Annotated in this window: 21 protein-coding genes; 11 read left to right on the forward strand and 10 right to left on the reverse strand. The window is 67.4% G+C overall.

What is annotated here, in order from left to right:
• Positions 1-17 precede the first annotated feature (17 nt).
• Together recA and recX are read left to right on the forward strand one after the other, a co-directional pair.
• Positions 18-1,070 (forward strand): recombinase RecA, encoded by a 1,053-nt coding sequence (gene recA / locus G6N32_RS10085; protein ID WP_115319483.1) that lies wholly within the window; start codon positions 18-20, stop codon positions 1,068-1,070.
• On the forward strand, positions 1,039-1,557 hold the full coding sequence (recX, locus tag G6N32_RS10090; protein ID WP_115319484.1) for a recombination regulator RecX: 519 nt from the start codon (positions 1,039-1,041) through the stop codon (positions 1,555-1,557). Before recA ends, recX begins: the two co-directional genes overlap by 32 nt.
• On the opposite strand, the gene G6N32_RS10095 is transcribed toward recX, so the two are convergent.
• Both G6N32_RS10095 and G6N32_RS10100 read right to left on the reverse strand, forming a co-directional pair.
• Positions 1,558-2,133 carry a DUF305 domain-containing protein gene (locus G6N32_RS10095; protein WP_147292009.1) on the reverse strand — a complete coding sequence of 192 codons (576 nt, stop codon included), beginning with the start codon at positions 2,131-2,133 and terminating at the stop codon, positions 1,558-1,560.
• A gap of 81 nt (positions 2,134-2,214) precedes the next feature.
• Entirely contained in the window at positions 2,215-3,501 is a 1,287-nt protein-coding gene (locus G6N32_RS10100; protein ID WP_115319486.1) for a cytochrome P450 family protein, read from the reverse strand.
• Between the two features lie 52 nt (positions 3,502-3,553).
• Between G6N32_RS10100 and G6N32_RS10105 the strand changes: the two genes are divergently transcribed.
• Together G6N32_RS10105 and G6N32_RS10110 are read left to right on the forward strand one after the other, a co-directional pair.
• A complete protein-coding gene (locus G6N32_RS10105) occupies positions 3,554-4,384 on the forward strand; it encodes a TIGR03560 family F420-dependent LLM class oxidoreductase (RefSeq protein ID WP_115319487.1) in 831 nt (276 codons plus the stop codon).
• Between the two features lie 108 nt (positions 4,385-4,492).
• Positions 4,493-4,939: a hypothetical protein gene (locus G6N32_RS10110; RefSeq protein ID WP_115319488.1), complete on the forward strand. Its 447-nt coding sequence runs from the start codon at positions 4,493-4,495 to the stop codon at positions 4,937-4,939.
• Positions 4,940-5,185: 246 nt separating this feature from the next.
• On the opposite strand, the gene G6N32_RS10115 is transcribed toward G6N32_RS10110, so the two are convergent.
• The 5 genes from G6N32_RS10115 to G6N32_RS10135 are packed head-to-tail and all read right to left on the reverse strand — an operon-like array spanning position 5,186 to position 9,608.
• Complete coding sequence (locus G6N32_RS10115; RefSeq protein ID WP_115319489.1) at positions 5,186-6,481, reverse strand: DUF1254 domain-containing protein; 1,296 nt, start codon at positions 6,479-6,481, stop codon at positions 5,186-5,188.
• Between the two features lie 4 nt (positions 6,482-6,485).
• Positions 6,486-7,349 carry an amino acid ABC transporter permease gene (locus G6N32_RS10120; RefSeq protein WP_115319490.1) on the reverse strand — a complete coding sequence of 288 codons (864 nt, stop codon included), beginning with the start codon at positions 7,347-7,349 and terminating at the stop codon, positions 6,486-6,488.
• Complete coding sequence (locus G6N32_RS10125; RefSeq protein ID WP_115319491.1) at positions 7,346-8,026, reverse strand: amino acid ABC transporter permease; 681 nt, start codon at positions 8,024-8,026, stop codon at positions 7,346-7,348. Before G6N32_RS10125 ends, G6N32_RS10120 begins: the two co-directional genes overlap by 4 nt.
• Positions 8,027-8,038: 12 nt before the next feature.
• Positions 8,039-8,860, reverse strand: coding sequence for a glutamate ABC transporter substrate-binding protein (locus G6N32_RS10130; protein ID WP_115319492.1), 822 nt, complete (start codon positions 8,858-8,860; stop codon positions 8,039-8,041).
• Between the two features lie 19 nt (positions 8,861-8,879).
• Positions 8,880-9,608, reverse strand: a complete 729-nt coding sequence (locus tag G6N32_RS10135) for an amino acid ABC transporter ATP-binding protein (RefSeq protein ID WP_115321053.1) — start codon at positions 9,606-9,608, stop codon at positions 8,880-8,882.
• 117 nt (positions 9,609-9,725) lie between these two features.
• Here G6N32_RS10135 and miaB point away from each other — a divergent pair, with 117 nt between their 5' ends.
• A complete protein-coding gene (gene miaB, locus G6N32_RS10140; RefSeq protein ID WP_197935818.1) occupies positions 9,726-11,252 on the forward strand; it encodes a tRNA (N6-isopentenyl adenosine(37)-C2)-methylthiotransferase MiaB in 1,527 nt (508 codons plus the stop codon).
• Complete coding sequence (locus G6N32_RS10145) at positions 11,249-11,845, forward strand: Rv2732c family membrane protein (RefSeq protein WP_170310589.1); 597 nt, start codon at positions 11,249-11,251, stop codon at positions 11,843-11,845. Before miaB ends, G6N32_RS10145 begins: the two co-directional genes overlap by 4 nt.
• Here G6N32_RS10145 and G6N32_RS10150 read toward each other — a convergent pair.
• The gene (locus G6N32_RS10150; RefSeq protein ID WP_115319494.1) at positions 11,842-13,167 is read right to left on the reverse strand and encodes a DUF349 domain-containing protein; all 1,326 of its coding nucleotides are present in this window, start codon (positions 13,165-13,167) and stop codon (positions 11,842-11,844) included. The two genes, G6N32_RS10145 and G6N32_RS10150, sit on opposite strands and share 4 nt — an antisense overlap.
• A gap of 214 nt (positions 13,168-13,381) precedes the next feature.
• Here G6N32_RS10150 and G6N32_RS10155 point away from each other — a divergent pair, with 214 nt between their 5' ends.
• From G6N32_RS10155 to hflX, 5 genes are all read left to right on the forward strand, one after another.
• Positions 13,382-14,266, forward strand: a complete 885-nt coding sequence (locus tag G6N32_RS10155; protein ID WP_115319495.1) for a DMT family transporter — start codon at positions 13,382-13,384, stop codon at positions 14,264-14,266.
• 20 nt (positions 14,267-14,286) lie between these two features.
• Positions 14,287-14,973 carry a class III extradiol ring-cleavage dioxygenase family protein gene (locus tag G6N32_RS10160; protein WP_115319496.1) on the forward strand — a complete coding sequence of 229 codons (687 nt, stop codon included), beginning with the start codon at positions 14,287-14,289 and terminating at the stop codon, positions 14,971-14,973.
• Positions 14,970-15,887: a tRNA (adenosine(37)-N6)-dimethylallyltransferase MiaA gene (gene miaA / locus G6N32_RS10165; RefSeq protein ID WP_115319497.1), complete on the forward strand. Its 918-nt coding sequence runs from the start codon at positions 14,970-14,972 to the stop codon at positions 15,885-15,887. Before G6N32_RS10160 ends, miaA begins: the two co-directional genes overlap by 4 nt.
• 15 nt (positions 15,888-15,902) lie before the next feature.
• The gene (gene dapF / locus G6N32_RS10170; RefSeq protein ID WP_115319498.1) at positions 15,903-16,772 is read left to right on the forward strand and encodes a diaminopimelate epimerase; all 870 of its coding nucleotides are present in this window, start codon (positions 15,903-15,905) and stop codon (positions 16,770-16,772) included.
• Positions 16,773-16,844: 72 nt separating this feature from the next.
• Entirely contained in the window at positions 16,845-18,245 is a 1,401-nt protein-coding gene (hflX, locus tag G6N32_RS10175) for a GTPase HflX (RefSeq protein ID WP_115319499.1), read from the forward strand.
• Here hflX and G6N32_RS10180 read toward each other — a convergent pair.
• Positions 18,242-19,675 (reverse strand): PE-PPE domain-containing protein, encoded by a 1,434-nt coding sequence (locus tag G6N32_RS10180; protein ID WP_115319500.1) that lies wholly within the window; start codon positions 19,673-19,675, stop codon positions 18,242-18,244. The genes hflX and G6N32_RS10180 overlap by 4 nt on opposite strands.
• Positions 19,676-19,771: 96 nt before the next feature.
• Positions 19,772-22,054, reverse strand: a complete 2,283-nt coding sequence (locus tag G6N32_RS10185) for a molybdopterin-dependent oxidoreductase (RefSeq protein ID WP_115319501.1) — start codon at positions 22,052-22,054, stop codon at positions 19,772-19,774.
• Between the last annotated feature and the right edge of the window lie 55 nt (positions 22,055-22,109).

Genomic DNA, 22,109 nt, shown 5'->3' on the forward strand with positions numbered 1-22,109 from the left:
CCGGAAGAGGTATCCCCATGGCTCCGCAGGCACCTGATCGCGAAAAGGCCCTCGAGCTGGCGCTCGCGCAGATCGACAAGAACTTCGGCAAGGGCTCGGTGATGCGACTGGGCGACGAGGTGCGCCAGCCCATCTCGGTCATCCCGACCGGATCGATCGCCCTCGACGTCGCACTCGGCATCGGCGGACTGCCGCGCGGTCGCGTGGTCGAGATCTACGGCCCGGAATCGTCGGGTAAGACCACCGTCGCACTGCACGCGGTGGCCAATGCTCAAGCCGCCGGCGGCATCGCGGCGTTCATCGACGCCGAGCACGCGCTGGACCCGGATTACGCCCAGAAGCTCGGGGTGGACACCGACGCACTGCTGGTCAGCCAGCCCGATACCGGTGAGCAGGCGCTCGAGATCGCCGACATGCTGGTGCGATCGGGCGCCATCGACCTCATCGTCATCGACTCGGTGGCCGCGCTGGTGCCCCGCGCCGAGATCGAGGGCGAGATGGGTGACAGCCACGTCGGTCTGCAGGCCCGGCTGATGAGCCAGGCGCTGCGCAAGATGACCGGTGCGCTGAACAACTCGGGCACCACCGCGATCTTCATCAACCAGCTGCGCGAGAAGATCGGCGTGATGTTCGGCTCACCCGAAACCACCACGGGCGGTAAGGCATTGAAGTTCTACGCCTCAGTGCGCCTCGATGTGCGGCGGATCGAGACACTCAAGGACGGCACGGACGCGGTAGGCAACCGCACCCGCGTCAAGGTCGTCAAGAACAAGGTGTCGCCGCCGTTCAAGCAGGCCGAATTCGACATCCTGTACGGCCACGGCATCAGCCGCGAGGGGTCGCTCATCGATATGGGCGTGGAGCAGGGCTTCATCCGCAAGTCCGGTTCGTGGTTCACCTACGAAGGCGAGCAACTCGGTCAGGGCAAGGAGAACGCCCGAAAGTTCCTGCTGGAGAACCCCGATGTGGGCAACGAGATCGAGAAGAAGATCAAGGAGAAGCTCGGTATCGGTGCGGTCGTGACCGATGGACCCATCGATGACGTCCTCCCCGCCCCAGTCGACTTCTGAGACGCGCGAAGAGCAGGCGCACGCGTTGTGCCTGCGCCTGCTCACCGTGCGTCCGCGAACCCGATCCGAGCTCTCCGGTCAGATGGCCAAGCGGGGGTACCCCGACGACGTCATCTCGAACGAACTCGATCGGCTGGCCGCTGTCGGCCTGATCGACGACGCGGATTTCGCCGAGCAGTGGGTGCGTTCACGGCGGGCCCGAGCGGGAAAAGGTAAGCGCGCCTTGGCCGCCGAGCTGCGAACCAAAGGTGTCGACGACGAGGTGATTGCCGCGGCACTCGACGACATCGACGCGGGTGCGGAACGGCAACGGGCCGAGGAACTGGTTCAGCAGAAACTGCGCCGCGAGAAGCTTGACGACGGTGACGACGCCAAGGTGATGCGCAGGCTGGTCGGCATGCTGGCCCGGCGCGGCTACAACCAGAGCATGGCCGTGGCCGTGGTCAGGGACGAGCTGGCGGGGGAGCGGGAGCGCCGCCGGGTCTGATCACGGTGATCCCAGCAGTGTCTTCATGGTGGTGATCTGCCGCTCCAGGGTGGCCTGGTTGCCGCCTGCGGCTGCGACCGTCGCCCGGTACGTCCCGTCGTCGTTCTCCGTCTTGCTCAGCGCCAGGGCCTGCTCACGATTGGCGATCATCAGTCGGAGGTAGAGCTGGGCGGCCTGGCCGGGGTCGGCCGCCTTGAGGGAGGCGACATCCGGGCTCGCCGCCAACTCTGCCGCGTTGCGCTGTGCATCGTCGGCGGCCGGGGCACCCCACTCCTTGAGCCATCCCTGCATCTGGGCGATCTCGGGCCGGTCGTTCTGCTCGATGGCGTTGGCGATGTCGGTCACGTCACGGTCGGCGGCCTGTTTGGCCAGCAGTGCGTCACTCAACGCGACCGCTCGCTGCTCGACGGGGATCATCTGCTGGGCGAAGGCAACGTCGGCGTCGTTGTGCTCTTCGTATCCCGCCGGCTGGCTGGGACCCGCTTGCGGGGTCGCCGCCTGCTGCAGGGAACATCCGGCGAGGACGCCGAATGCCAGTAGGGCTCCTGCACCGGTCTTGACGAATTGCCTGCACATGTCGTTCTCCTTCCGCTGCTGCGGATACCCACGTGACGGCACGACGCAACCTGGAAGTTGTCTGATCAGACCCTGCGTGGCTCAGCGCACGGTGTAGCCGACCGGGCAGGGATCGGCCGCGCGCGCCACCCCACCGATCTGCGCGGGCACCGGGCGAGGGTAGCCGTTCCATGCGGGCGTCATGTCGTAGCGACCCAGCAGACGGGTCATCGCCATCGTCATCGCGGCCAACGAAAACGGCTGTGCCGGGCAGGAATGTCTGCCGTGTCCGAACGCCGTCACCAGCATCGGTGATGGCAACGCATGTGTGTCGGCCAGGCGGTGCCGGTGCCACCGCCTGGGATCCCATTCCTCCAAGCCGGCTGCCACCGATGTGTTCAGCAGCGGCAGGAGCGTGGCGATGATCCAGCCCTTTGGTACCTCGACTAGGCCTGCGCCGGTGTCGAATACGACTGATTCGAGTACGGCGCGGGCCATGATCGAGCGCTGCGCCAGCCTGGTGCTTTCCAGAGCGCAGCGGGTAGCCAACTCGCGATCACCGGCCACGACGATGTCGAGCTGGTCGGGATGGACGATCAGATCGACGAGAGCCCAGCCGAGGGCTGCCATGAGGTTGGACATCGAGGCGATGTGGATGAGCGCGACGTCCATCGCGATACCGCGGGTGCGGACGTCCGGCGCTTCCGATGCCCACGCACTGACGATTCGGCTGAACAACCGATCGCCGGTCCCGAGCGTCGAATCATGTTGCCGGAGAGAGTCTTCAATCACCTCGGCGATTTCTTCCAAGGCAGCTCGCTCGGCCCGCATACCCGAGGCGGCCACCGCCGCCATCGCGTCGGGGTGAACGAAGGCATCCGAGCCATCCAGCACGTCGAACGCGCGAACCAGCCGCTCAAACGCCTCCCCGTCGGCGCAGCCCGGCCCGGCCCACGACGCCAAGCCCATTCGATGGCCGAGCCGTCGGGTGAGCGCGAACAGGTCGACCGTGCCGCCCTCGCCGAGCTCGATCTCCGTCGCGTCGAGAGCACGGTCGAGGTTCGCGAGGTAGGACGTTACGTCGTCTCTTCGAAACAGCGAGCTCGGCAGTAGTCGTCTGCCGGCAAATACCTCCTCGGGCAGCTTGCGCCGCAGCATGAGGAAATCCGCGACACCTTTGCTTGCTGTCTCTTCGGCGAGTGAATAGAACGATTCGACGCCGGTTGGCGAGAAGGTGAAGAGGTAGTGGCCGCCGCCACTGTCCACGACGAACGTGTCGCCGTGACGTTCGCGGGCCCCGGCGATCGCCGCGACCGCGTCGTCAACTGCGATGTCCCAGGGCAGCCCCACACCACCGGCGACGGGAAGGACGTCCAGCGGGCTGGGCACCCGCTGACGATACCTTTCGATCGGTTGGTCCAGATTCTTCTAGGCTGCAACCATGCAGATCTCGGCCAAGCTCGCTCCCACCTTCGACTATCCGGAGCTCGAACAGTTCTGGCGCACGGCGGATGCGCTGGGCTTCGAAGCGGTCTGGAATTACGACCACTTCTACGGACTGACCGAGGACCGCAAGCCCACCCACGAAGGGTGGACGACACTGGCGGCAATGGCCGTGGTGGTCCGCCAGGCGCGGATCGGGTGCATGGTCACCGGCGTGACGTACCGCAATCCGGCAGTCCTGGCCAAGATGGCCGTCACCGTCGACCACATCAGCGGCGGACGTCTGAATTTCGGTATCGGGGCGGGCTGGCACGAGTCCGAGCATCGCGGGTTCGGCATCGAATTCCCCAGCGCGGGAACGCGAGTAGCGATGCTCGACGAGGCGCTCACCGTGATCCGCCGGCTCTGGACGGAAGAGACCGTGACATTCGAGGGCCGGTTCTACGCGCTGAACGAGGCCATCTGCGAACCCAAGCCGCTGCAGCGGCCCTATCCGCCGATCGTGGTGGGCGGCTCCCAGCCCAAGATGCTGCGGGTGATCGCCCGGCATGCCGACGAGTGGAACATGCCCAGCCACGAGGGTCCGCAGCAGTGGGGCGAGGTCAACGAGCGGCTCACCGAGGCCTGCGCCGAGGTCGGCCGCGACCCGGGCCGCGTCCGGCGCTCAGTCCAGCTCTTCCTGCACCCGCGCGACCCTGAACAGGTTGCCGCGCAACTGGATCAGCTGCCGCAGTACGCCGAATTGGGCTGCGAGCACGCGGTCTTGAGCTTCTACCAGCCGCCGTCGGATGAACTGCTGGAGCGGTGCGCGGAACTGCAGCCGAGATAATTGCGGGTTGTCGTGAAAACAGTAGGACAAAGCCGTTTCGCGGGTGCGCCGCGTTTGCCCATGTGACAATGAGCGCGATATCACCCGCTGAGAGAGGACGCCGTAGGCATGCCCGGTGCAACGCTTCGATCCACCTTCGCCGCGAGCCTGGCCGCGCTGGCTCTTGCCACGCTGAGTGTGGGTACCGCCCACGCCGATCAGCCCCGCATGTACAGCGCCAGAAACGATCTGCAGCAGGCGGTAGATGCCCTGCACGCCGCGCTTGATGACAAGGGAGGGCATCGGGTGGCGGCCATAGATTTGGCGCAGCAGGCTATTGATCAAGTCAATCTAGGTATCCAATTTGCGGGCGGACCTCCCGACGGCTATTTCGCGCCGCCACCACCGCCGGTCGGGCCCGCGATGAACAACGCTGACGCTTGGCTGCAGATGGCGGTCGAAGAGTTGCAAGCGGCCGAAGACAATAAGGGTGGTCACCGAGTCGTCGCGCTCAATTTGACCCAACAAGCCATCGACGAAGTCAACCAAGGCATCCAAGTGGGCGGTCCATTCTGATTCACCGGTGACGTCATCGACTGAGACCGGGCAGAGACTGTCCGGTCTCAGTGGTGCGGTCTGCCTACGCGACGAGTGCTCGTAAACGACCGCGACGCAATCGGCTTCAGCCTGCCGACCGGATATGAAGACATCTTCTGCGCGACAGCGAGATTGGCTCGGGACCGACAGTCCGGTCTGTTGCCAGAGCTTGATTGAGACGACGGGATCAGGTAACTACCGAACGTAGGGCGGATTAGCCGAACATCACACCTTGCGCACCGCGGGCGGATGCCACGCACCGCTGATGGCCTCGCGACGCGGGGCATAGAGCCGCATCGTGACGCCCAATGTTCCCAGTGGCGCTGGCAGCCAGTTGGCCGCCTTCTCGGGGCCCGGGTTGCTGTGCTGAAGGTAGAGATCCAGTGAACCGTCTGCGTTGTACTGCAACGCATCTCGATCGCCGATGGCAAAGCGATCGATCTCGTTGGCGACCTGGTAGCCCTCGGCGTCGTACATCGTCACCGACCAGAACGCGTCCACCGGCGGCAGCTTGCCGGCATCGAAGTGGATGACGTAATCGTTCTCGCCGGTCAGCGGTTGGCCATCGGCGTCGGTCACCAGCATGGGATACACCGCATCCTCGGGCGGGTTGGCTCCCAGCCCTACCAGCGTGACGACGGCACGCCGCAGATACGCGTTGCCGTAGACCCCCATGCCTTCGCTCAGGGTCATCCACCCGTCGACGATATTGCCCAGGGTCGGGGCGGACGAGGTGATGGCGGCAAGTGCATCCTGTGCCCCTGCCTCGATTTCGGTCCGCTGCTCGGGGGAGAACCGCTGCGCATCGAACGGCGTACCCGCCTCGATGCCCAGGCCCGACAACCGGGCCAGGATCGAAAAGTCAGTCGAGTGCGGGGGATTGACGCGCAGTAAGTCCGCGGCGTAGCTCAGATAGTCCAGTGCCGCCATGCCGTTGACCGTGCGCAACGGTTCGGTGGTGACGTCGTAGGCCTCGTCCCGGACGAACGTCGATGTTGCCAGCGGGGTCAGGGTGTAGCCATCCTGAACGGCATGCACCGCCGGGTAATCGGCAGGCCCATTGGTTTGAGTTCGGCCGATGATCCACACATACGGCGTCGGTGCGTGGATCACCGGAATGCCCTGCGGCAGATCACCGCTGTGGCCGGGGCCGACGATCACATAGCGCTGCGGCCCGGTTCCGGACGTTCGCTTTCCGGGATTGGCGAAGACATCGGTCCACATGTCCAGCAGCGGCAGCATGAAGTATCGGTCATCGGTGTCGGGCACGTCCAAGATCACCGGACCGCCGGTCAGGTCGAGCCACGCCGACGAATACAGCGTGTCGAAGTTCGGTCGCACCACCGCACGAAACGCTGCGTCCGGGTACTGACGGATGTGGTGAAACTCGTTGGGCGGCCCGGCGCCGATTCCCGAGCGGTTGAGTGTCTGCAGCCGCGAAACATCCATTGTCACCAACGGATAGAAGTAGATGTACGCCTCGTAGCTCAGCGTGCGCAGATCGGATGACAACGTGCTCATGGGACTAGTCGCCCGGTTCCAGCGCGGCCTGCGTCTGCGCGGGGACACCGCCACGCTTGGAACGCCGCAATCGACGCTCCAGGCGGGTGGCCACCACCGACAACGCGAAGTTCGCACTGATCATCAACGCCGCGATCACCATGAGCGCCGGAACGTAGTTGCCGTAGCTCGATCCGACCACCGTGCCCTGGCGGACCATCTCGACGAAGGTGATCTGGTAGCCGATCGCGGTGTCTTTCAGGACCACCACCAGCTGCGACACCAACACCGGCAGCATCGAGGTGATGGCCTGCGGCAACAGGATTGACCGCATTGTCTGGCCCCACCGCAGTCCCAGGGCAGCCGCGGCCTCGCCCTGCCCGCTGGGCAGCGAGTTGACGCCGGCACGCACGATCTCGGCGATCACCGCGCCGTTGTAAAGCGTCAGGCCGGTCACCACGCCGGCCAGCGCCAGATACGTGGCCGGGAACACGTCGTACAGCGCGAACAGGAAGTAGGCGAAGATCATCATGATCAGCACCGGCACGGCGCGGAAGAACTCCACGATCACTGCGGCCGGCCACCGGATCCAACCGACACGCGACAGACGGCCCATCCCCAGCAGTAGACCCAGCACCAGGGCAAAAGCGATCGACAGCACCGCCGCTTTCAGGGTGCCCTCGATGCCCGGCAAGACATAGGTCTTCCACAGGTTGCTGGTCAAGAATGGCTGCCATTTGGCCGCGGTCAGCTGGCCCTTGCTGCCGAGCCGGGCAATCACCGCCCAAACCGCCAATGCCGCAATGGCAATCGTCACCGCCGTGACGATCCGGTTGCGGACCCGCGCCCGGGGGCCCGGCGCGTCGAAGAGGACAGAGGCCGTACTCACCTCGATACCGCCAGACGCTTACCCAGCCATCCGAACAGCAGGCCCATCGGCAGGGTCAGGATCACGAAGCCCAGGGCGAAGATCGTGCCCACCGTCACCAGCGCCGCGGTGTTCTCGATCATCCCCTTCATCAGCAGCGCCGCCTCAGCCACCCCGATCGCTGAGGCGATCGTGGTGTTCTTGGTCAACGCGATCAGCACCGAACCGAGCGGAATGATGACGGAGCGAAAAGCCTGCGGCAACAGGATCATCCGCAGGTTCTGACCGAATGTGAAGCCCAGCGAACGCGCCGCTTCCGCCTGGCCCAGGGGCACCGTGTTCACGCCCGAGCGCACGGTCTCGCAGACGAAAGACGCCGTGTAGACGGTCAACCCCAGTACCGCGAGCCGAAAGTTGCTGTCCTCGATCGAGGTCGCCGATGTCGAGTCCACCAGTGTGATGCCCAGCGTCTGCGCCAACCCGAACGAGCAGAACAGGATTATCAGCGTCAGCGGGGTATTGCGCACCACGTTGACATAGGTGGTGCCCAGCCAGTTGAGCATCGGTACCGGCGCCATCCGCATCGCGGCCAGCATCGTCCCGATGATCAGCGCTCCGATCGCGGAGAACACCGTGAGCTGAATCGTCGTCCAGAACGCTTCGAAGATCTGGCCGCGATACTCGCTGAACACCTCCACGTCGAGGCGACCTCAGCAGCCGTCGAGTGCCGGCGGCGCCGGAGCGGTGATGCCCGCCGGGCCGAGGTTCTTGTCGAACGCGGCCTTCCAGGAGCCGTCGGCCTCCATCTTCTTCACCGCGTCAGTGATCTTGGTGCACAGTTCCTTGTCGTCCTTCTTGAGCCCGATGCCGTAGCGCTCCTCGGAGAACGGCTGGCCGACGATCTTGAACGCGCCGGGCGACTGCGCGGCATAACCGGCCAGGATCACCTCGTCGGTGGTCACCGCGTCGATCGCGCCGTTCTTCAGCGCCTCAACGCATGCCGAGTACGTGTCGTACTGCTGAAGCTGGACACCGGGGTACTTGTCCTTGATCCGCTGCGCGGGGGTCGACCCGCTCACCGAGCACAGCTTCTTGTTGTTCTGCAGCGACTCCGCGCCGGTGATGTCGGTATTGTCGGCGCGCACCAGCAGCGACTGGCCGGTCACCAGATACGGGCCGGCGAAATCGACTTTCTGCTTACGCGAGTCGGTGATCGAGTAGGTCGCGACGATGTACTTCACCTGACCGTTCTGGATCAGGTTCTCGCGCTGGCCGGAAGGCGACTCCTTCCACTCGATCTTGTCCTCGGGGTAGCCGAGCTCCTTGGCCACGTACTTGGCGACATCGACGTCGAAGCCGCTCATCGTGCCGTCCGGGTTCTTCAACCCCAGCCCGGGCTGGTCGAACTTGGTGCCGATGACCAGCTTGTCACCGCTGCCACCGCCACCACACCCGGTCGCGGTGAACGGCAATGCGACGGCCAGCACGGCGGCGCCGACGAGCCGCCAGGAAAGACGGGGGAGTGAAGGCATAGCGAGTGTTCCTTTCGCCCTAGTGGTTGAGGATCTTGCCGAGGAAGTCTTTGGCGCGCTCCGAGCGCGGGTTGTCGAAGAACTCGACCGGCGGGGCGTCCTCCACGATCGCCCCGTCGGCCATGAACACCACCCGGTTGGCAGCCCGACGGGCGAAGCCCATCTCGTGGGTGACCACCACCATCGTCATGCCCTCGGACGCCAGCGAGGTCATGACATCCAGCACCTCGTTGATCATCTCCGGGTCCAGCGCACTGGTCGGCTCGTCGAACAACATCACCTTCGGCTTCATCGCCAGCGAACGCGCGATAGCCACGCGCTGCTGCTGGCCGCCGGATAGCTGGGCTGGGTATTTGTCGGCCTGGTTGGCGATCCCGACCCGCTCCAGCAACGACAGCGCGTTCTCGCGGGCCTTGTCCTTGGCGACCTTGCGCACCTTCACCGGCGCCATGGCGACGTTCTCCAGGATCGTCTTGTGCGCGAAGAGGTTGAACGACTGGAAAACCATGCCCACGTCGGCACGCAACTGCGCGAGTTTGCGCCCCTCCGAAGGCAATTCCACGCCGTCGATGGCGATCGTGCCCTCGTCGACAGTTTCCAGGCGATTGATCGTGCGGCACAAGGTCGACTTGCCCGACCCCGACGGCCCCAGCACCACCACCACCTGGCCGCGGTCGACCTCGAGGTTGATGTCTTTCAGAACGTGCAGGTCGCCGAAATGCTTGTTGACGCCCTGAATCGAGATCATCGGCTGCTCGCCGTCGCGCCCCATGCATTCAGACCCTACCCAGGTAACCCCCAGTTTGCCGAGCGTTGACCGATCCGCGATTTCTCACCGCCTCGTGGTGCTCCGTACGATGAGCACGTGACATCGGTGCTGACCAACGACAATCCGGCGGGCGAACTGCCCGGCTCGGGCGAAGGTCGCACCTACCAGGTCCGCACCTACGGCTGTCAGATGAACGTCCACGATTCCGAGCGGCTCGCCGGGTTGCTCGAAGCCGCCGGATATCACCGCGCGCCCGAGGGCACCGATGCCGACGTGGTGGTCTTCAACACCTGCGCGGTCCGGGAAAATGCTGACAACAAGCTGTACGGCAACATCAGCCACCTGGCGCCGCGCAAGCAAGCCGACCCCGACATGCAGATCGCGGTCGGCGGCTGCCTGGCCCAGAAGGACCGCGAAGGCCTGCTGCAGAAAGCGCCGTGGGTGGACGTCGTCTTCGGCACCCACAACATCGGCTCACTGCCCACCCTGCTCGAACGGGCCCGGCACAACCGGCAGGCTCAGGTCGAAATAGCGGAGTCGCTGCGGGAATTCCCCTCCACATTGCCTGCTGCCCGCGAATCCGCTTACGCCGCATGGGTTTCCATCTCCGTCGGCTGCAACAACACCTGCACGTTCTGCATCGTGCCCGCCCTGCGGGGCAAGGAGGTGGACCGCAGGCCCGACGAGATCCTGGCCGAGGTGCAGTCGCTGGTCGACCAGGGCGTGCTCGAGATCACCTTGCTGGGCCAGAACGTCAACGCCTACGGAGTCTCGTTCGCCGACCCGGGGACCCCGCGCGATCGCGGTGCGTTCGCCGCACTGCTGCGCGACTGCGGTCGCATCGACGGGCTGGAACGGGTCCGGTTCACCTCACCGCACCCGGCCGAGTTCACCGACGACGTCATCGAGGCGATGGCCCAGACCCCGAATGTCTGCCCCGCCCTTCACATGCCGCTGCAGTCCGGGTCGGACCGCGTACTGCGCGCGATGCGGCGCTCGTACCGTGCCGAGAAGTATCTCGGCATCATCGAGCGGGTGCGCGCGGCAATGCCGCATGCGGCCATCACCACCGACATCATCGTCGGCTTCCCCGGTGAGACCGAGGACGACTTCGCCGCCACCCTGGAGGTGGTGCGCCATGCCCGGTTCAGCACCGCGTTCACCTTCCAGTACTCCAAGCGGCCCGGCACCCCGGCGGCCGAACTCGACAACCAGCTACCCAAAGCCGTTGTGCAGGAACGCTATGACCGGCTCATCGAGCTGCAGGAACAGATCTCCTTCGAGGAGAACACCGCCCAGATCGGGCGTGAGGTCGAATTGCTGGTCGCCACCGGCGAGGGCCGCAAAGATGCCAGCACCGCCCGGATGAGCGGACGCGCCCGCGACGGCCGGCTGGTGCATTTCACCCCGGGCGATGCCACCCCGCGCCCCGGCGACATCGTGACCACCACGGTCACCGGCGCGGCTCCGCACCACCTGATCGCCGATGCTCCGCTGCTTGCGCACCGTCGCACTCGCGCCGGCGACGCCCACGCCGCCGGGCAACGGCCCCGTACCGTCGGTCTGGGGCTGCCGCCGGTGGGCAGACCGCAGATCGAGGAAACGACGGGATGCCAGCAATGAGTCGCCACGACGAAGACCCGAGCGAGGCCTACCGCTCTGACATGGAGAAGGCCGAACGCAAGGTCGCCGGCGAGATCCAGCCGGGCGCCCGCGCCATGGTGGTGGCGATTTTGGTGTTCGTCCTGCTGGTGTCGCTGATCCTGCCGCACACCGGCGCAGCCCGCGGCGTCGACGTCCTGATGGGCGACGACAAGGCGCTCAGTGTGGGCATCGCCCTACCGTCGCGGCTGTTCACCTGGTTCGCGCTGGTCTTTGGTGTCGGCTTCTCGATGCTGGCGCTGACCACGCGACGCTGGGTCCTGGCCTGGATCGCCCTCGCCGGGTCGGCGCTGTCCTGCGCACTCGGGCTGCTGGCGGTCTGGTCCCGTCAGACCGCCGTGCACGGCCATCCCGGCCCGGGCATCGGGCTGCTGCTGGGCTGGGTGGCGGTCATCCTGCTGACCTTCCACTGGGCACGGGTGGTCTGGACCCGCACCGCGGTGCAGTTGGCGGCCGAGGAACAGCGCCGCGCCGCCGCGCGGGAAGGCCAGTCCCGCAGCCTGCTCGACGACGTCGACCGTCGTGAGCGCAAACAGCCGCCCGCCGCGGGCTAGCGCTTCTTACTGAGCGACTCGACTGCCGCGTCGGCCCACTGCCGCCACTGCTCGGCGCTGGCCCTGGCCGCTTCGGCATCTTTGGTGCGGCCCGCGGCTTCGGCCTTCTCGGCCTGGCGCTCGTACTGCTCGACCCGGGCGCGGAACTGCTCGGCGCGGGCTTGCGCCTGCGGATCGGTGCGCCCCGACTCGGCGGCGTCGCGCACCTTCTTCTCGACCGCACGCAACCGGCGTTCCAGATCGGCCGACCGCTCCCGCGGCACCTTGCCGATCGCATCCCACTTGTCGGTGATCGTCCGCAACGCGGAGCGGGCCGCGTCCGGATTGGAGGTGTCGAGTTTCTCCGCCTCGGCCAGCAAGGCCTCCTTGGCGGTGGCGTTGGCCTGGAATTCGGTGTCGCGCTCGGCATTCACCGCGTTGCGCGCGGCGAAGAAGGTGTCCTGGGCCGCCTTGAACCGATGCCACAGGGTGTCGTCGACGTCCTTGGCTGCCCGGCCGGCCGCCTTCCACTCGGCGAGCAGATCGCGGAACGCCGCCGCCGTCGCCGACCAGTCGGTTGAGCCGGACAGCTCCTCGGCGCGCACACACAACTGTTCCTTGGCCTGCCTGGCGCCGGCGCGTTCCCGGTCCAGGTCGGCGAAGTGCGAGCCGCGGCGCCGGTTGAACGTTTCGCGAGCCGCCGAGTAGCGCTTCCACAGTGCATCGTCGGTCTTGCGGTCCAGGCCGGTGATGGTGCGCCACTCGTCGAGGATCGCGCGCAGCCGGTCGCCGGCCGCCTTCCACTGGGTGGAGCTCGTCGCCAGTTCCTCGGCTTCGGCGGCCAGCGCCTCCTTGCGCGCGGTCTGCTCGGCCCGGTGTTGGTCGCGCCGGGCCCGATCGGCCGCGGCGGTTTCCTCGGCATGGTCCCGGATCGCGGCCAGTCGTGCGGCCAGTGCGTCGAGGTCACCGAGAACGCTTGCGGTGGACAGGGTTTCAGCCAGAGCAGCAGCCGCCGCCTTGATCTTGCGGGCATCGCCGGTGCCGGAGGCCAGCCGGGTCTCCATCAGCGTGACTTCGGTGGCGAGATCTTCGAAGCGCCTGCCGAAGTGGGCGAAGGCCGCCTCGGTGTCGCCGGCCTGCCACGAGCCGATGGTGCGTTCGCCGTCCGAGGTGATCAGCCAGACCGTGCCGTCGTCATCGACGCGGCCGAACCGGTGCGGGTCGCTCGATGGCGGCAGCACGACCGGGGCAGTGGGCGGATGGGGTTTGGGGACGGGTCGCGGCGGTCCCGGTCGGGGAGCCGGCTTCGGGGCGCCGCCGGCGCTGGGTTGGTCGATCGTCATGGACTCGCCTCACCTACCCTCCGCGCGGTGTTCCCGCGCATCTGCCGCGCGACGCGGCGCCACTGCTACACGGCGACGACCGTCGTCGCGGCCGCCGTCCTGGTTCGTATTGAACCAGGTCGATGACACCTGTGCGTCCGGGTTGGTCGGTCTGAGGTTGCGGACCACGGCAATCGGCGGGCACGCTGACTGCCCGAGCACGAGGAGATCAGTGATGCACAGGTCGGACATCGCCACCCTGTTCGCCCTCGGTGCCGCGCTGTTGATCGCCATCGGGGACGTCATCCAGCAACGTTCTGCCCACGACGTCACCGACGAGCAGGTCGGTCCCATCGCGCTGTTCCTGCACTTGCTCAGGGACAAGACCTGGTGGCTGGGCAGCCTGGTGGCCGCCGGCGGATTCGGGCTGCAGGCCGCCGCACTGGGGTTCGGCTCGGTCCTTCTGGTGCAGGCGCTGATCGTGACGTCCCTGCTGTTCGCGTTGCCGCTCAGTGCGCGCTTCGCCGGACGACGGATCACCCGCTACCAGTGGATCTGGGCGGTGCTGCTGGCCGCGGCCGTTGCCGTGATCGTCACGGTCGGCGACCCGTCGAAGGGGCAGGCGCGGGCCGGGGTCGACATGTGGAGCTGGGTGGCCGCCACGCTCGGTCCGCTGCTGCTGCTGTGTTTGTTGGGCTCGAGGGTGTTTCGCGGCAAACCGGTGGCGGCGGTGTTGCTGGGTGTGGTGGCGGGATCGTTGTGGGGGTTGTTCGCGGTACTGATGAAGGGAGTCGTCGACGAACTCGATGACGGGATCGTTGCGGTGCTGAAGCTTCCCGAGTTGTACGTGTGGGCGGTGGTGGCGATCGCGGCGACGGCGATTCAGCAGGCATCGTTCCGGGCCGGGTCGATGGCCGCGTCGCTTCCGGCGGTCACGGTCAGCGAGCCAATGGTCGCCTCCGTTCTCGGCGTCGCCATCCTCGGGGAGATGTTGCGGCCCGGCCGGTCCGGGTGGGCGTTTCTGGTGATCGCCGTCGTGGTGATGATCGCGGCCACCGTCGAGCTGGCCCGCACGGAGGCCGCGCCGGTGCCCGATCCCGCCGGGCCGGTGCCAAGCTGACGGCCACTAGCGTGGGAGGCGTGCTGTCCGCCGTTGTCCTGACACCCTCGGCGCCCGTCCTGGTGCCCGAACTGGCCGGTGCGGCCGCCGCCGAGGTCGCCGAGTTCCGTGACGCCGCGCTGGCGGCGGCCGCCGCGCTGCCCGATCGCTGGGTCGCCATCGGCGCCGGCGCGGCCGATCAGACTATCGCCCCCGACACTCGCGGCACCTTCGCCGGCTACGGGGTGGACGTTCCCGTCGCGCTGTCCCCGGATGCGCCCGCCGGGGTCAGTGAGTTGCCGCTGTGCGCGCTGTTCACCGGGTGGCTGCGGGGGCAGGCCAACCCCGCGGCCCGAGCACAGGTCCGGGTGTACGACACCGATCACGACGCCGACCGGGCCCTGGAGTTCGGCCGGCTGCTGCGCGCCGAGATCGACGCCACCGACGAACCGGTTGGTGTCCTGGTGGTCGCCGACGGCGCCAACACGCTGACCCCGCCCGCGCCCGGCGGCTACGACCCCGACGCGGCAGCCGTGCAAGCCACGCTCGACGACGCGCTGGCCGCGGGTGACAGTGCTGCGCTCTCGGGGCTCCCCGGCGGCATCGTCGGTCGGGTCGCCTACCAGGTGCTGGCCGGGCTGGTGGGGGCCGGGCCGCGGGAGGCCACCGAGCTGGTGCGTGGCGCACCGTACGGGGTGGGGTACTTCGTCGGTACGTGGCGTCCATGACGAGACCGATCGCGGTCATCGGGCCGACGGGCACCGGGAAGTCGGCACTGGCGCTGGACGTGGCCGAACGGCTCGGTGGCGAGATCGTCAACGCCGATGCCATGCAGCAGTACCGCGGCATGGACATCGGCACCGCCAAGCTCACCGTCGCCGAACGGCGCGGCATCGCACACCACCAGCTCGACGTCCTCGACGTGAGGCAGACCGCGACGGTTGCGCGCTACCAGGAAGCCGCCGCCGCCGACGTCGAGGCCGTGGCGTCGCGCGGAGTGCTGCCCGTCATCGTGGGCGGCTCGATGCTCTACATCCAGTCGCTGCTCGACGATTGGGCATTCCCGGCCACCGACCCCGAGGTGCGGGCCCGCTGGGAACACCAGCTCGCCGAGATCGGGGTGGCCGCACTGCACGCCGAGCTGGGCCGCCGCGATCCGGCCGCCGCCGAGTCGATCCTGGCCACCGACGGCCGCCGGATCGTGCGTGCGCTGGAGGTGGTCGAACTGACCGGCCAGCCGTTCGCGGCGTCGGCGCCGAAGATCGGCGCACCGCGCTGGGATACGGTGATCATTGGATTGGACTGGGACACAAGCATTCTCGACGATCGACTGGCGCGGCGCACCGACCTCATGTTCGAGACCGGCCTGGTTGATGAGGTGCGCGTGCTGCTCGACGCCGGCCTGCGGCAGGGCGTGACCGCCGCCCGGGCACTCGGATACGCCCAGGTGCTCGACGCGCTGGATGCCGGCGCAGCGGATGAGGATCTGGCCCAGGCACGCGAGCTGACCTTCATCGGCACCCGGCGTTATGTGCGCCGGCAGCGGTCGTGGTTTCGCCGCGACCATCGCATCCATTGGCTCGACGGTGCCGCCCCCGACCTCGCCGAACAGGTGATCGCCCGGTGGCGGGACGTATCCTGATCAGGTGATCTCCGCATGATCTTCTCGAAGGGGCACGGCACCGAGAACGACTTCGTGCTGCTGCCCGACCTGCCCGCGCAGCTGGAGCTGGCGCCCGCCGCCGTGGCTGCGCTGTGCGACCGGCGCCGGGGGCTTGGCGCCGACGGGGTGCTGCGGGTCACCACCGCCGGGGCCGTCGTCGATGCCGGCGTGTTGGACCGGCTGCCCGAAGGTGTGGACAGCGGTGACTGGTACATGGACTACCGCAACGCCGACGGTTCCATCGCCCAGATGTGCGGTAACGGGGTCCGGGTGTTCGCGCACTACCTGAGGGCCAGCGGCCTGGAGCAGAGCGACGAGTTCGTGGTCGGCACGCTGGCCGGGCCGCGCCCGGTGGTGGTGCACCGCGCCGATGCTCTGGCGGCTGAGGTCACCGTCGACATGGGCAAGGTCAACCTGCTCGGCACCGGGACCGCCACCGTCGGCGGCAGGCACTTCACCGGCGTCGGCGTCGACGTCGGGAATCCGCACCTGGCCTGCCTGGATCCCGACCTCACCGAAAAAGCCCTGGCCGACCTGGACGTTGCCGCGCCGGTGCTGTTCGACCGCGGTCAGTTCCCGGACGGTGTGAACGTCGAGGTGCTGACGATCGCCCGCGATGGAGCGGTCAGCATGCGGGTACACGAACGGGGTGTCGGCGAAACGCGCTCCTGCGGAACCGGAACGGTCGCCGCTGCGGTCGCGGCCCTGGCCCACCTCAATCTGTCGACCGGCACGCTGCGCGTCCGCATCCCGGGCGGCGAGGTCACCGTCGAGGTCAGTCACACGTCGAGCTCGTTGCGGGGCCCGTCGGTCCTCGTCGCGCACGGCGAACTCGCCGACGACTGGTGGGCGGCCCAACTCTGACGGCACGTTATTCAGGTGCACGACGTTGGACTCCCGTGGCACCATCGATTACCGCTTATGACAGAAACGCCTATGACAAAAGCTGACGCTCCCGATCCCAGCCTCGGCGAGCTCGCGCTCGAAGACCGCGCCGCACTCAAGCGCGTCGCCGGGCTGTCCACCGAACTCACCGACATCACCGAGGTCGAGTACCGCCAGCTGCGGCTGGAACGGGTCGTCCTGGTGGGGGTGTGGACCGAGGGCACCGCCGCCGACTCCGAAGCCAGCCTCGCCGAACTGGCCGCGCTGGCCGAAACCGCGGGTTCCGAGGTGCTCGAAGGGCTGATCCAGCGCCGCGACAAGCCCGACCCGTCCACCTACATCGGGTCCGGCAAGGCTCAGGAGCTGCGCGAGGTCGTGATCGCGACCGGCGCCGACACCGTGATCTGCGACGGCGAGCTCAGTCCCGCCCAGCTCAACGCACTGGAGAAAGTGGTCAAGGTCAAGGTCATCGACCGGACCGCACTGATCCTCGACATCTTCGCCCAACACGCCACCAGCCGGGAAGGCAAGGCGCAGGTGGCCTACGCGCAGATGGAGTACATGCTGCCGCGGCTACGTGGCTGGGGTGAATCGATGTCCCGCCAGGGCGGCGGCGCCGGCGGCAGCGGCGGCGGCGTGGGTACCCGCGGCCCGGGTGAGACCAAGATCGAGACCGACCGGCGCCGCATCCGCGAACGGATGTCCAAGCTGCGCCGCGAGATCAAGGACATGAAGCAGATCCGCGACACGCAGCGCAGCCGCCGCCTGCACAGCGACACCGCGTCGATCGCGATCGTCGGCTACACCAACGCCGGCAAGTCCAGTCTTCTCAACGCGCTGACCGGTGCCGGTGTCCTGGTGCAGAACGCGTTGTTCGCCACCCTCGAACCCACCACTCGCCGAGGCGAATTCGACGACGGGCGGCCGTTCGTGCTGACCGACACCGTCGGCTTCGTCCGGCACCTGCCGACCCAGCTGGTCGAGGCGTTCCGCTCCACCCTGGAAGAAGTGCTCGACGCCGATCTGCTGGTGCATGTCGTCGACGGATCCGACAGCAATCCGCTGGCGCAGATCGAGGCAGTACGTCAGGTCATCCGCGAAGTGCAGAACGACCACCACGCGCCGCCCGCCCCGGAGTTGTTGGTGGTCAACAAGATCGACGCGGCGGACGACCTGATGCTGGCACAGCTGCGTCGCGCGCTGCCCGGCGCGGTCTTCGTCTCGGCGCACACCGGTGAGGGAGTGCCGCGGCTGCGCGCCCGCCTCGGTGAGCTCGTCGAGCCGCGGGAGATCACCGTCGACGTGACGATCCCGTATGACCGGGGCGATCTGGTCGCGCGGTTGCACAGCGACGGGCACGTCGATGCGGTCGAGCACACCGAAGCGGGCACCCGCCTCAAAGCCCGGGTGCCCGCCGCGCTGGCCGCAGGCCTGCGCGAGTTCAGCAGTTAGGCGGCGTCTTTCGCCGAGCTGCCCTGCCCGGAAGCTCTTGCCGCCGCTGGCTTTCCGCTTTTACCGATGCCCGGTTTCGCCGGCTTGCCGGAGCTCTTGACCTCGTTACCGGTCGTGGGCTGGTCGGACTTGGCCGTGCGGCTGGGCTTCGACGATGCCTTGCGTTGCACCGGCTTGGACACGGTTTCGGCGGCTGCCTTCTCGGTGGCGGGCGCGGTGGTGGTTGCAGCTGCCAGTGTGCTCACCGGGGTCGACGCCGGTACGGACGGTGCCGCGGGGACCGCCACGCCGAGGTCACCGAGTGCATCGTGGATACCCTGGACGGCAGCCTTGGCGAGGTCCACGCTCAGCGTGACCGGGTTGATCGGCGTGAAGATGGTGAAGGGTGTCGGCTGCCCGTAATTGCTTCGGTCGTAACCGGTTTCGATCAGCACGCGGGTGACCGGTGAGATCAGGTCGACGAACGGCTTGATGATCGCGGTGGTGCCGGTCGCGGCGCCGATGTCCAGCAGCGGCTGCATGATCGGCAGTGTCTTGGCCGGAATCGTGATGTAGAGCGTGTCGTTGTAGGTCTGGCAGTTCTTCGGGCTCTGTGAGCAGTTCATCGCGGTCTCGAGCTCAGGGATGGTGTACCCGTAGGGCAACGCCGTCGACGGGTCGGTTCCTTTGGGCGCCAGGTACGTTCCATGCACGTACCAGAATCCGGCAAGCGCGTTCAGGTCGGCCAGCAGGTTGAGCGGATTGGCCGGGAAGTCGGCGACGCCGTCGTACTGGAAGGCGATGTCTGTGGTGTTCACCGCCGGCAGCACCGTGGTGTCGGTGGGCGCGGGCTGACCGAACGTGGCGTCCAGGACCGGCACCGTGCCCAGCCACGCCAGGCGCTCGAACAGGCCGCCGTTCGGACGTTGCGGGTCACCGATGAAGACGAAGGAATACTGCTGCGGAATGACACCGCCGTTGGCGTCGGCCAGCTGACGCTTGACGAGGTTGGAGACCGTCGCGCCCTGGGAGTAGCCGAAGATCACGACGTCACCGCCCGGATCGGCGGTGTTGGCGGCGTCGATCTGGTCGTTGAGGCTCTGCACACCGCTGGCCACCGAGACGTTCCACTTCGCGCCGTTGAGACCGCCCCAGCCCGCGAATGGGAAAGGCCAGAACTGTGCGATGTAGGGGACCGGCTCGGGCGTGCAGACTGTCGCGCAGGCAGGGGCAAGCGGCTGGATGTAGTAGTTCACTGCGTTCTGCATGTAGTTAGTGCCAGGCGGCGGCACCGAGGGGTTGGGCGTGCCGGTACCGGGAACAATCAGCGCCACCGCCGCCAGGCTGATCGCTGCGGTGATCGTGCTGGTGATCGCGAGAACGATGGCGGCGAGCGTGGCCAGGACGGCCACCATCGCCGAGCGCGCGGCGGCGCGGAGGTTTTTACGCATCAGCAAACTTTCTTTAGCGATATCGAGATTGCTGCGATCATGACATGAGCGGACTTACGCCGGGAGTGGAATGTGAGAAAAAGCTGAGAAAACCGGCTATCGGATCACCGGCGGTCGGTGCGCCTGTACCGGCGGAAGCGGACCGGCGAACTTTTCGACCTGCACCAGCACCGCGGCGCCGGTGCAGCCGCGGGCCAGCGACGAGGTGCCCACGTCGTCGGTCAGCACGTTGGGGTTGCCGTGAACGCACAGCGAATCCGGGTCCGAGGGATCGAGCGGGTCGTACCACGCTCCGGTCGACAGCTGCACCACCTGCGGCCGCAGCGCCTCGTCGATGACCACCCCGGCCAGGCACGCTCCGCGGTCGTTGAACACCCGCACCACCTCGCCACCGGACAGGCCGCGCTGCGCGGCGTCGAAGGGATGCATCCGGATGGGTTCGCGGCCCTGGACTTTCGCATTCTGGCTGACCGCACCGCCGTCGAGCTGGCCGTGCAGCCGGGTCGCCGGCTGGTTGGCGATCAGGTGAAGCGGAAAGCGTTGGGCGCGTTCGCCACCCAGCCATTCGACGGGTTCATACCAGCGGGGGTGACCGGCGCAGTCCGGATACTCGAAGCCCGCGATATCGTCGGAGAAGATCTCGATCTTGCCGCTCGGGGTGGCCAATGCGTGCCCCTGCGGATCGGCGCGGAAATCGGCCAGCAGAGTCAGTCCGGTCTCCACCGGGAGCCGCAGCACCCCGTCGGCCCAGAACTGATCGAAGTCGGGGACCGCGAAATCGATTTCGGCCGACCACTTTTCGTACAGGTGCTGCAACCACTGGCGGGCGGTGCGGCCCGAAGTGAACTGCTCGCCGAAGCCCAGCCGCTCGGCGAGCGCGGCGAAGGTGGTGTAGTCGTCGCGGGACTGGGCGTAGGGCGGCGCCAGCGCGGGCATCGCCACCAGCAGGGGGTCGTTTCGCGACCCGGAGTAGTCGTCACGTTCGAACGCGGTGGTGGACGGCACGACGATATCGGCGTGCCGGGCCATCGGCGTCCAGTACGGCTCGTGCACCACCACGGTGTCGACGCGACCCAGCGCGCGACGCAGCCGGGGCAGGTTCTGGTGATGGTGAAACGGATTGCCGCCGGCCCAGTACACGCATCTGATGTCGGGGTAGGTCAGGGTGCGGCCGTTGTAGGTGAACGTCTCACCGGGGTGCAGCAGCATGTCGCTGACCGCCGCGACCGGGATGAACGTGCGGACCGGGTTGAGCCCCTGTGGCAGCGACGGCAGTCGGTGCCGCAGCGGCGGCAAACCGGGTTCGTTCATCGAGCCGTACCCGTGGCCGAATCCGCCTCCGGGAAGGCCGATCTGGCCGAGCATTGCCGCCAGCGTCAGCCCCATCCACGGCGCCTGCTCGCCGTGCCGGACGCGTTGCAGCGACCAACTGACGGTGACGATCGTGCGTCGGCTGGCCATCCGGGTGGCCAGCTCGGTGAGCACCGCGGCGTCGATGCCGCAGATCTGGGCCGCCCACTGCGGCGATTTCGGCACACCGTCGTCGGCGCCGAGAAGATACCGCTCGAACCGGTCGTAGCCGGTGCAGTAGGTGTCGAGGAAGTGCCGGTCGGCGAGGTTCGCGGTGGCCAGCACGTAGGCAAGGGCCAGCATGATCGCCACGTCGGTACCGGGGACGGCGGGCAGCCACTCGCACTCGCCGTCGACGTCGCTGCGCAGCGGGCTGATCGAGACGATCTGGCCGCCGTTGGCCCGGAACCGGTGCAGCGCATCGCGGGCCGGGTGGTCCGTCGTGCCGCCGTGGTTGATCCCGGTGTTCTTCAGATTCACCCCGCCGAAGCAGACCATCAGCTCCGTGTGCTCGACGATGACGTTCCATTCGGTGGACCGCTTGAACAGGTCGTCGTGAGTACCGACCACCCGCGGCATGATCACGCCGGTGGCGCCCAGGCTGTAGGAGTGCCGCGAAAACGTATATCCGCCAAGTAGTTTCAGGAATCGGTGCACCTGGCTCTGGGCGTGGTGGAACCGGCCCGCGCTGGCCCAACCGTACGACCCGCCGTAGATGGCCTGGTTGCCGTAGGTGTCGACCACCCGGCGCAGTTCGCCGGCGAGAAGCTCGGTCAGTTCATCCCAGTCCACGGCGACGAACTCGTCGGCGCCGCGGGCGCTGCTGGGCCCGGGCCCGTCGCGCAGCCAGCCGCGGCGGATCGCGGGTGTGGCGATGCGCGAGGAATGTCGTAGCGATCCGGGCAGGTTGCCGAGCAGGGGCGACGGGTCGGCGTCGCCGGGAAATGGAGTGACCGAGATGATGTCGCCGTCGGCGACCTCGGCGCGAAACGCTCCCCAGTGGGCGAGGCTGCTGCGGGCGTCGGGCACCCCGCGAGTCTAGGCCGCGGCGCTTCCACCAGTGACTTTGGCGAATCCGGCGGAT

The organism is Mycolicibacterium aichiense (assembly GCF_010726245.1).
Taxonomy (GTDB): Bacteria; Actinomycetota; Actinomycetes; order Mycobacteriales; family Mycobacteriaceae; genus Mycobacterium; species Mycobacterium aichiense.

Coding starts and splice junctions, on each gene's coding strand:
- dapF (WP_115319498.1), top strand. CDS start 15,903: ATGATCTTCTCGAAGGGGCACGGCACCGAGAACGACTTCGTGCTGCTG.
- G6N32_RS10105 (WP_115319487.1), top strand. CDS start 3,554: ATGCAGATCTCGGCCAAGCTCGCTCCCACCTTCGACTATCCGGAGCTC.
- G6N32_RS10145 (WP_170310589.1), top strand. CDS start 11,249: ATGAGTCGCCACGACGAAGACCCGAGCGAGGCCTACCGCTCTGACATG.
- G6N32_RS10155 (WP_115319495.1), top strand. CDS start 13,382: ATGCACAGGTCGGACATCGCCACCCTGTTCGCCCTCGGTGCCGCGCTG.
- G6N32_RS10115 (WP_115319489.1), bottom strand. CDS start 6,481: ATGAGCACGTTGTCATCCGATCTGCGCACGCTGAGCTACGAGGCGTAC.
- recX (WP_115319484.1), top strand. CDS start 1,039: ATGACGTCCTCCCCGCCCCAGTCGACTTCTGAGACGCGCGAAGAGCAG.
- G6N32_RS10150 (WP_115319494.1), bottom strand. CDS start 13,167: ATGACGATCGACCAACCCAGCGCCGGCGGCGCCCCGAAGCCGGCTCCC.
- G6N32_RS10180 (WP_115319500.1), bottom strand. CDS start 19,675: ATGCGTAAAAACCTCCGCGCCGCCGCGCGCTCGGCGATGGTGGCCGTC.
- recA (WP_115319483.1), top strand. CDS start 18: ATGGCTCCGCAGGCACCTGATCGCGAAAAGGCCCTCGAGCTGGCGCTC.
- G6N32_RS10135 (WP_115321053.1), bottom strand. CDS start 9,608: ATGATCTCGATTCAGGGCGTCAACAAGCATTTCGGCGACCTGCACGTT.
- miaA (WP_115319497.1), top strand. CDS start 14,970: ATGACGAGACCGATCGCGGTCATCGGGCCGACGGGCACCGGGAAGTCG.
- G6N32_RS10110 (WP_115319488.1), top strand. CDS start 4,493: ATGCCCGGTGCAACGCTTCGATCCACCTTCGCCGCGAGCCTGGCCGCG.
- hflX (WP_115319499.1), top strand. CDS start 16,845: ATGACAAAAGCTGACGCTCCCGATCCCAGCCTCGGCGAGCTCGCGCTC.
- G6N32_RS10130 (WP_115319492.1), bottom strand. CDS start 8,860: ATGCCTTCACTCCCCCGTCTTTCCTGGCGGCTCGTCGGCGCCGCCGTG.
- G6N32_RS10095 (WP_147292009.1), bottom strand. CDS start 2,133: ATGTGCAGGCAATTCGTCAAGACCGGTGCAGGAGCCCTACTGGCATTC.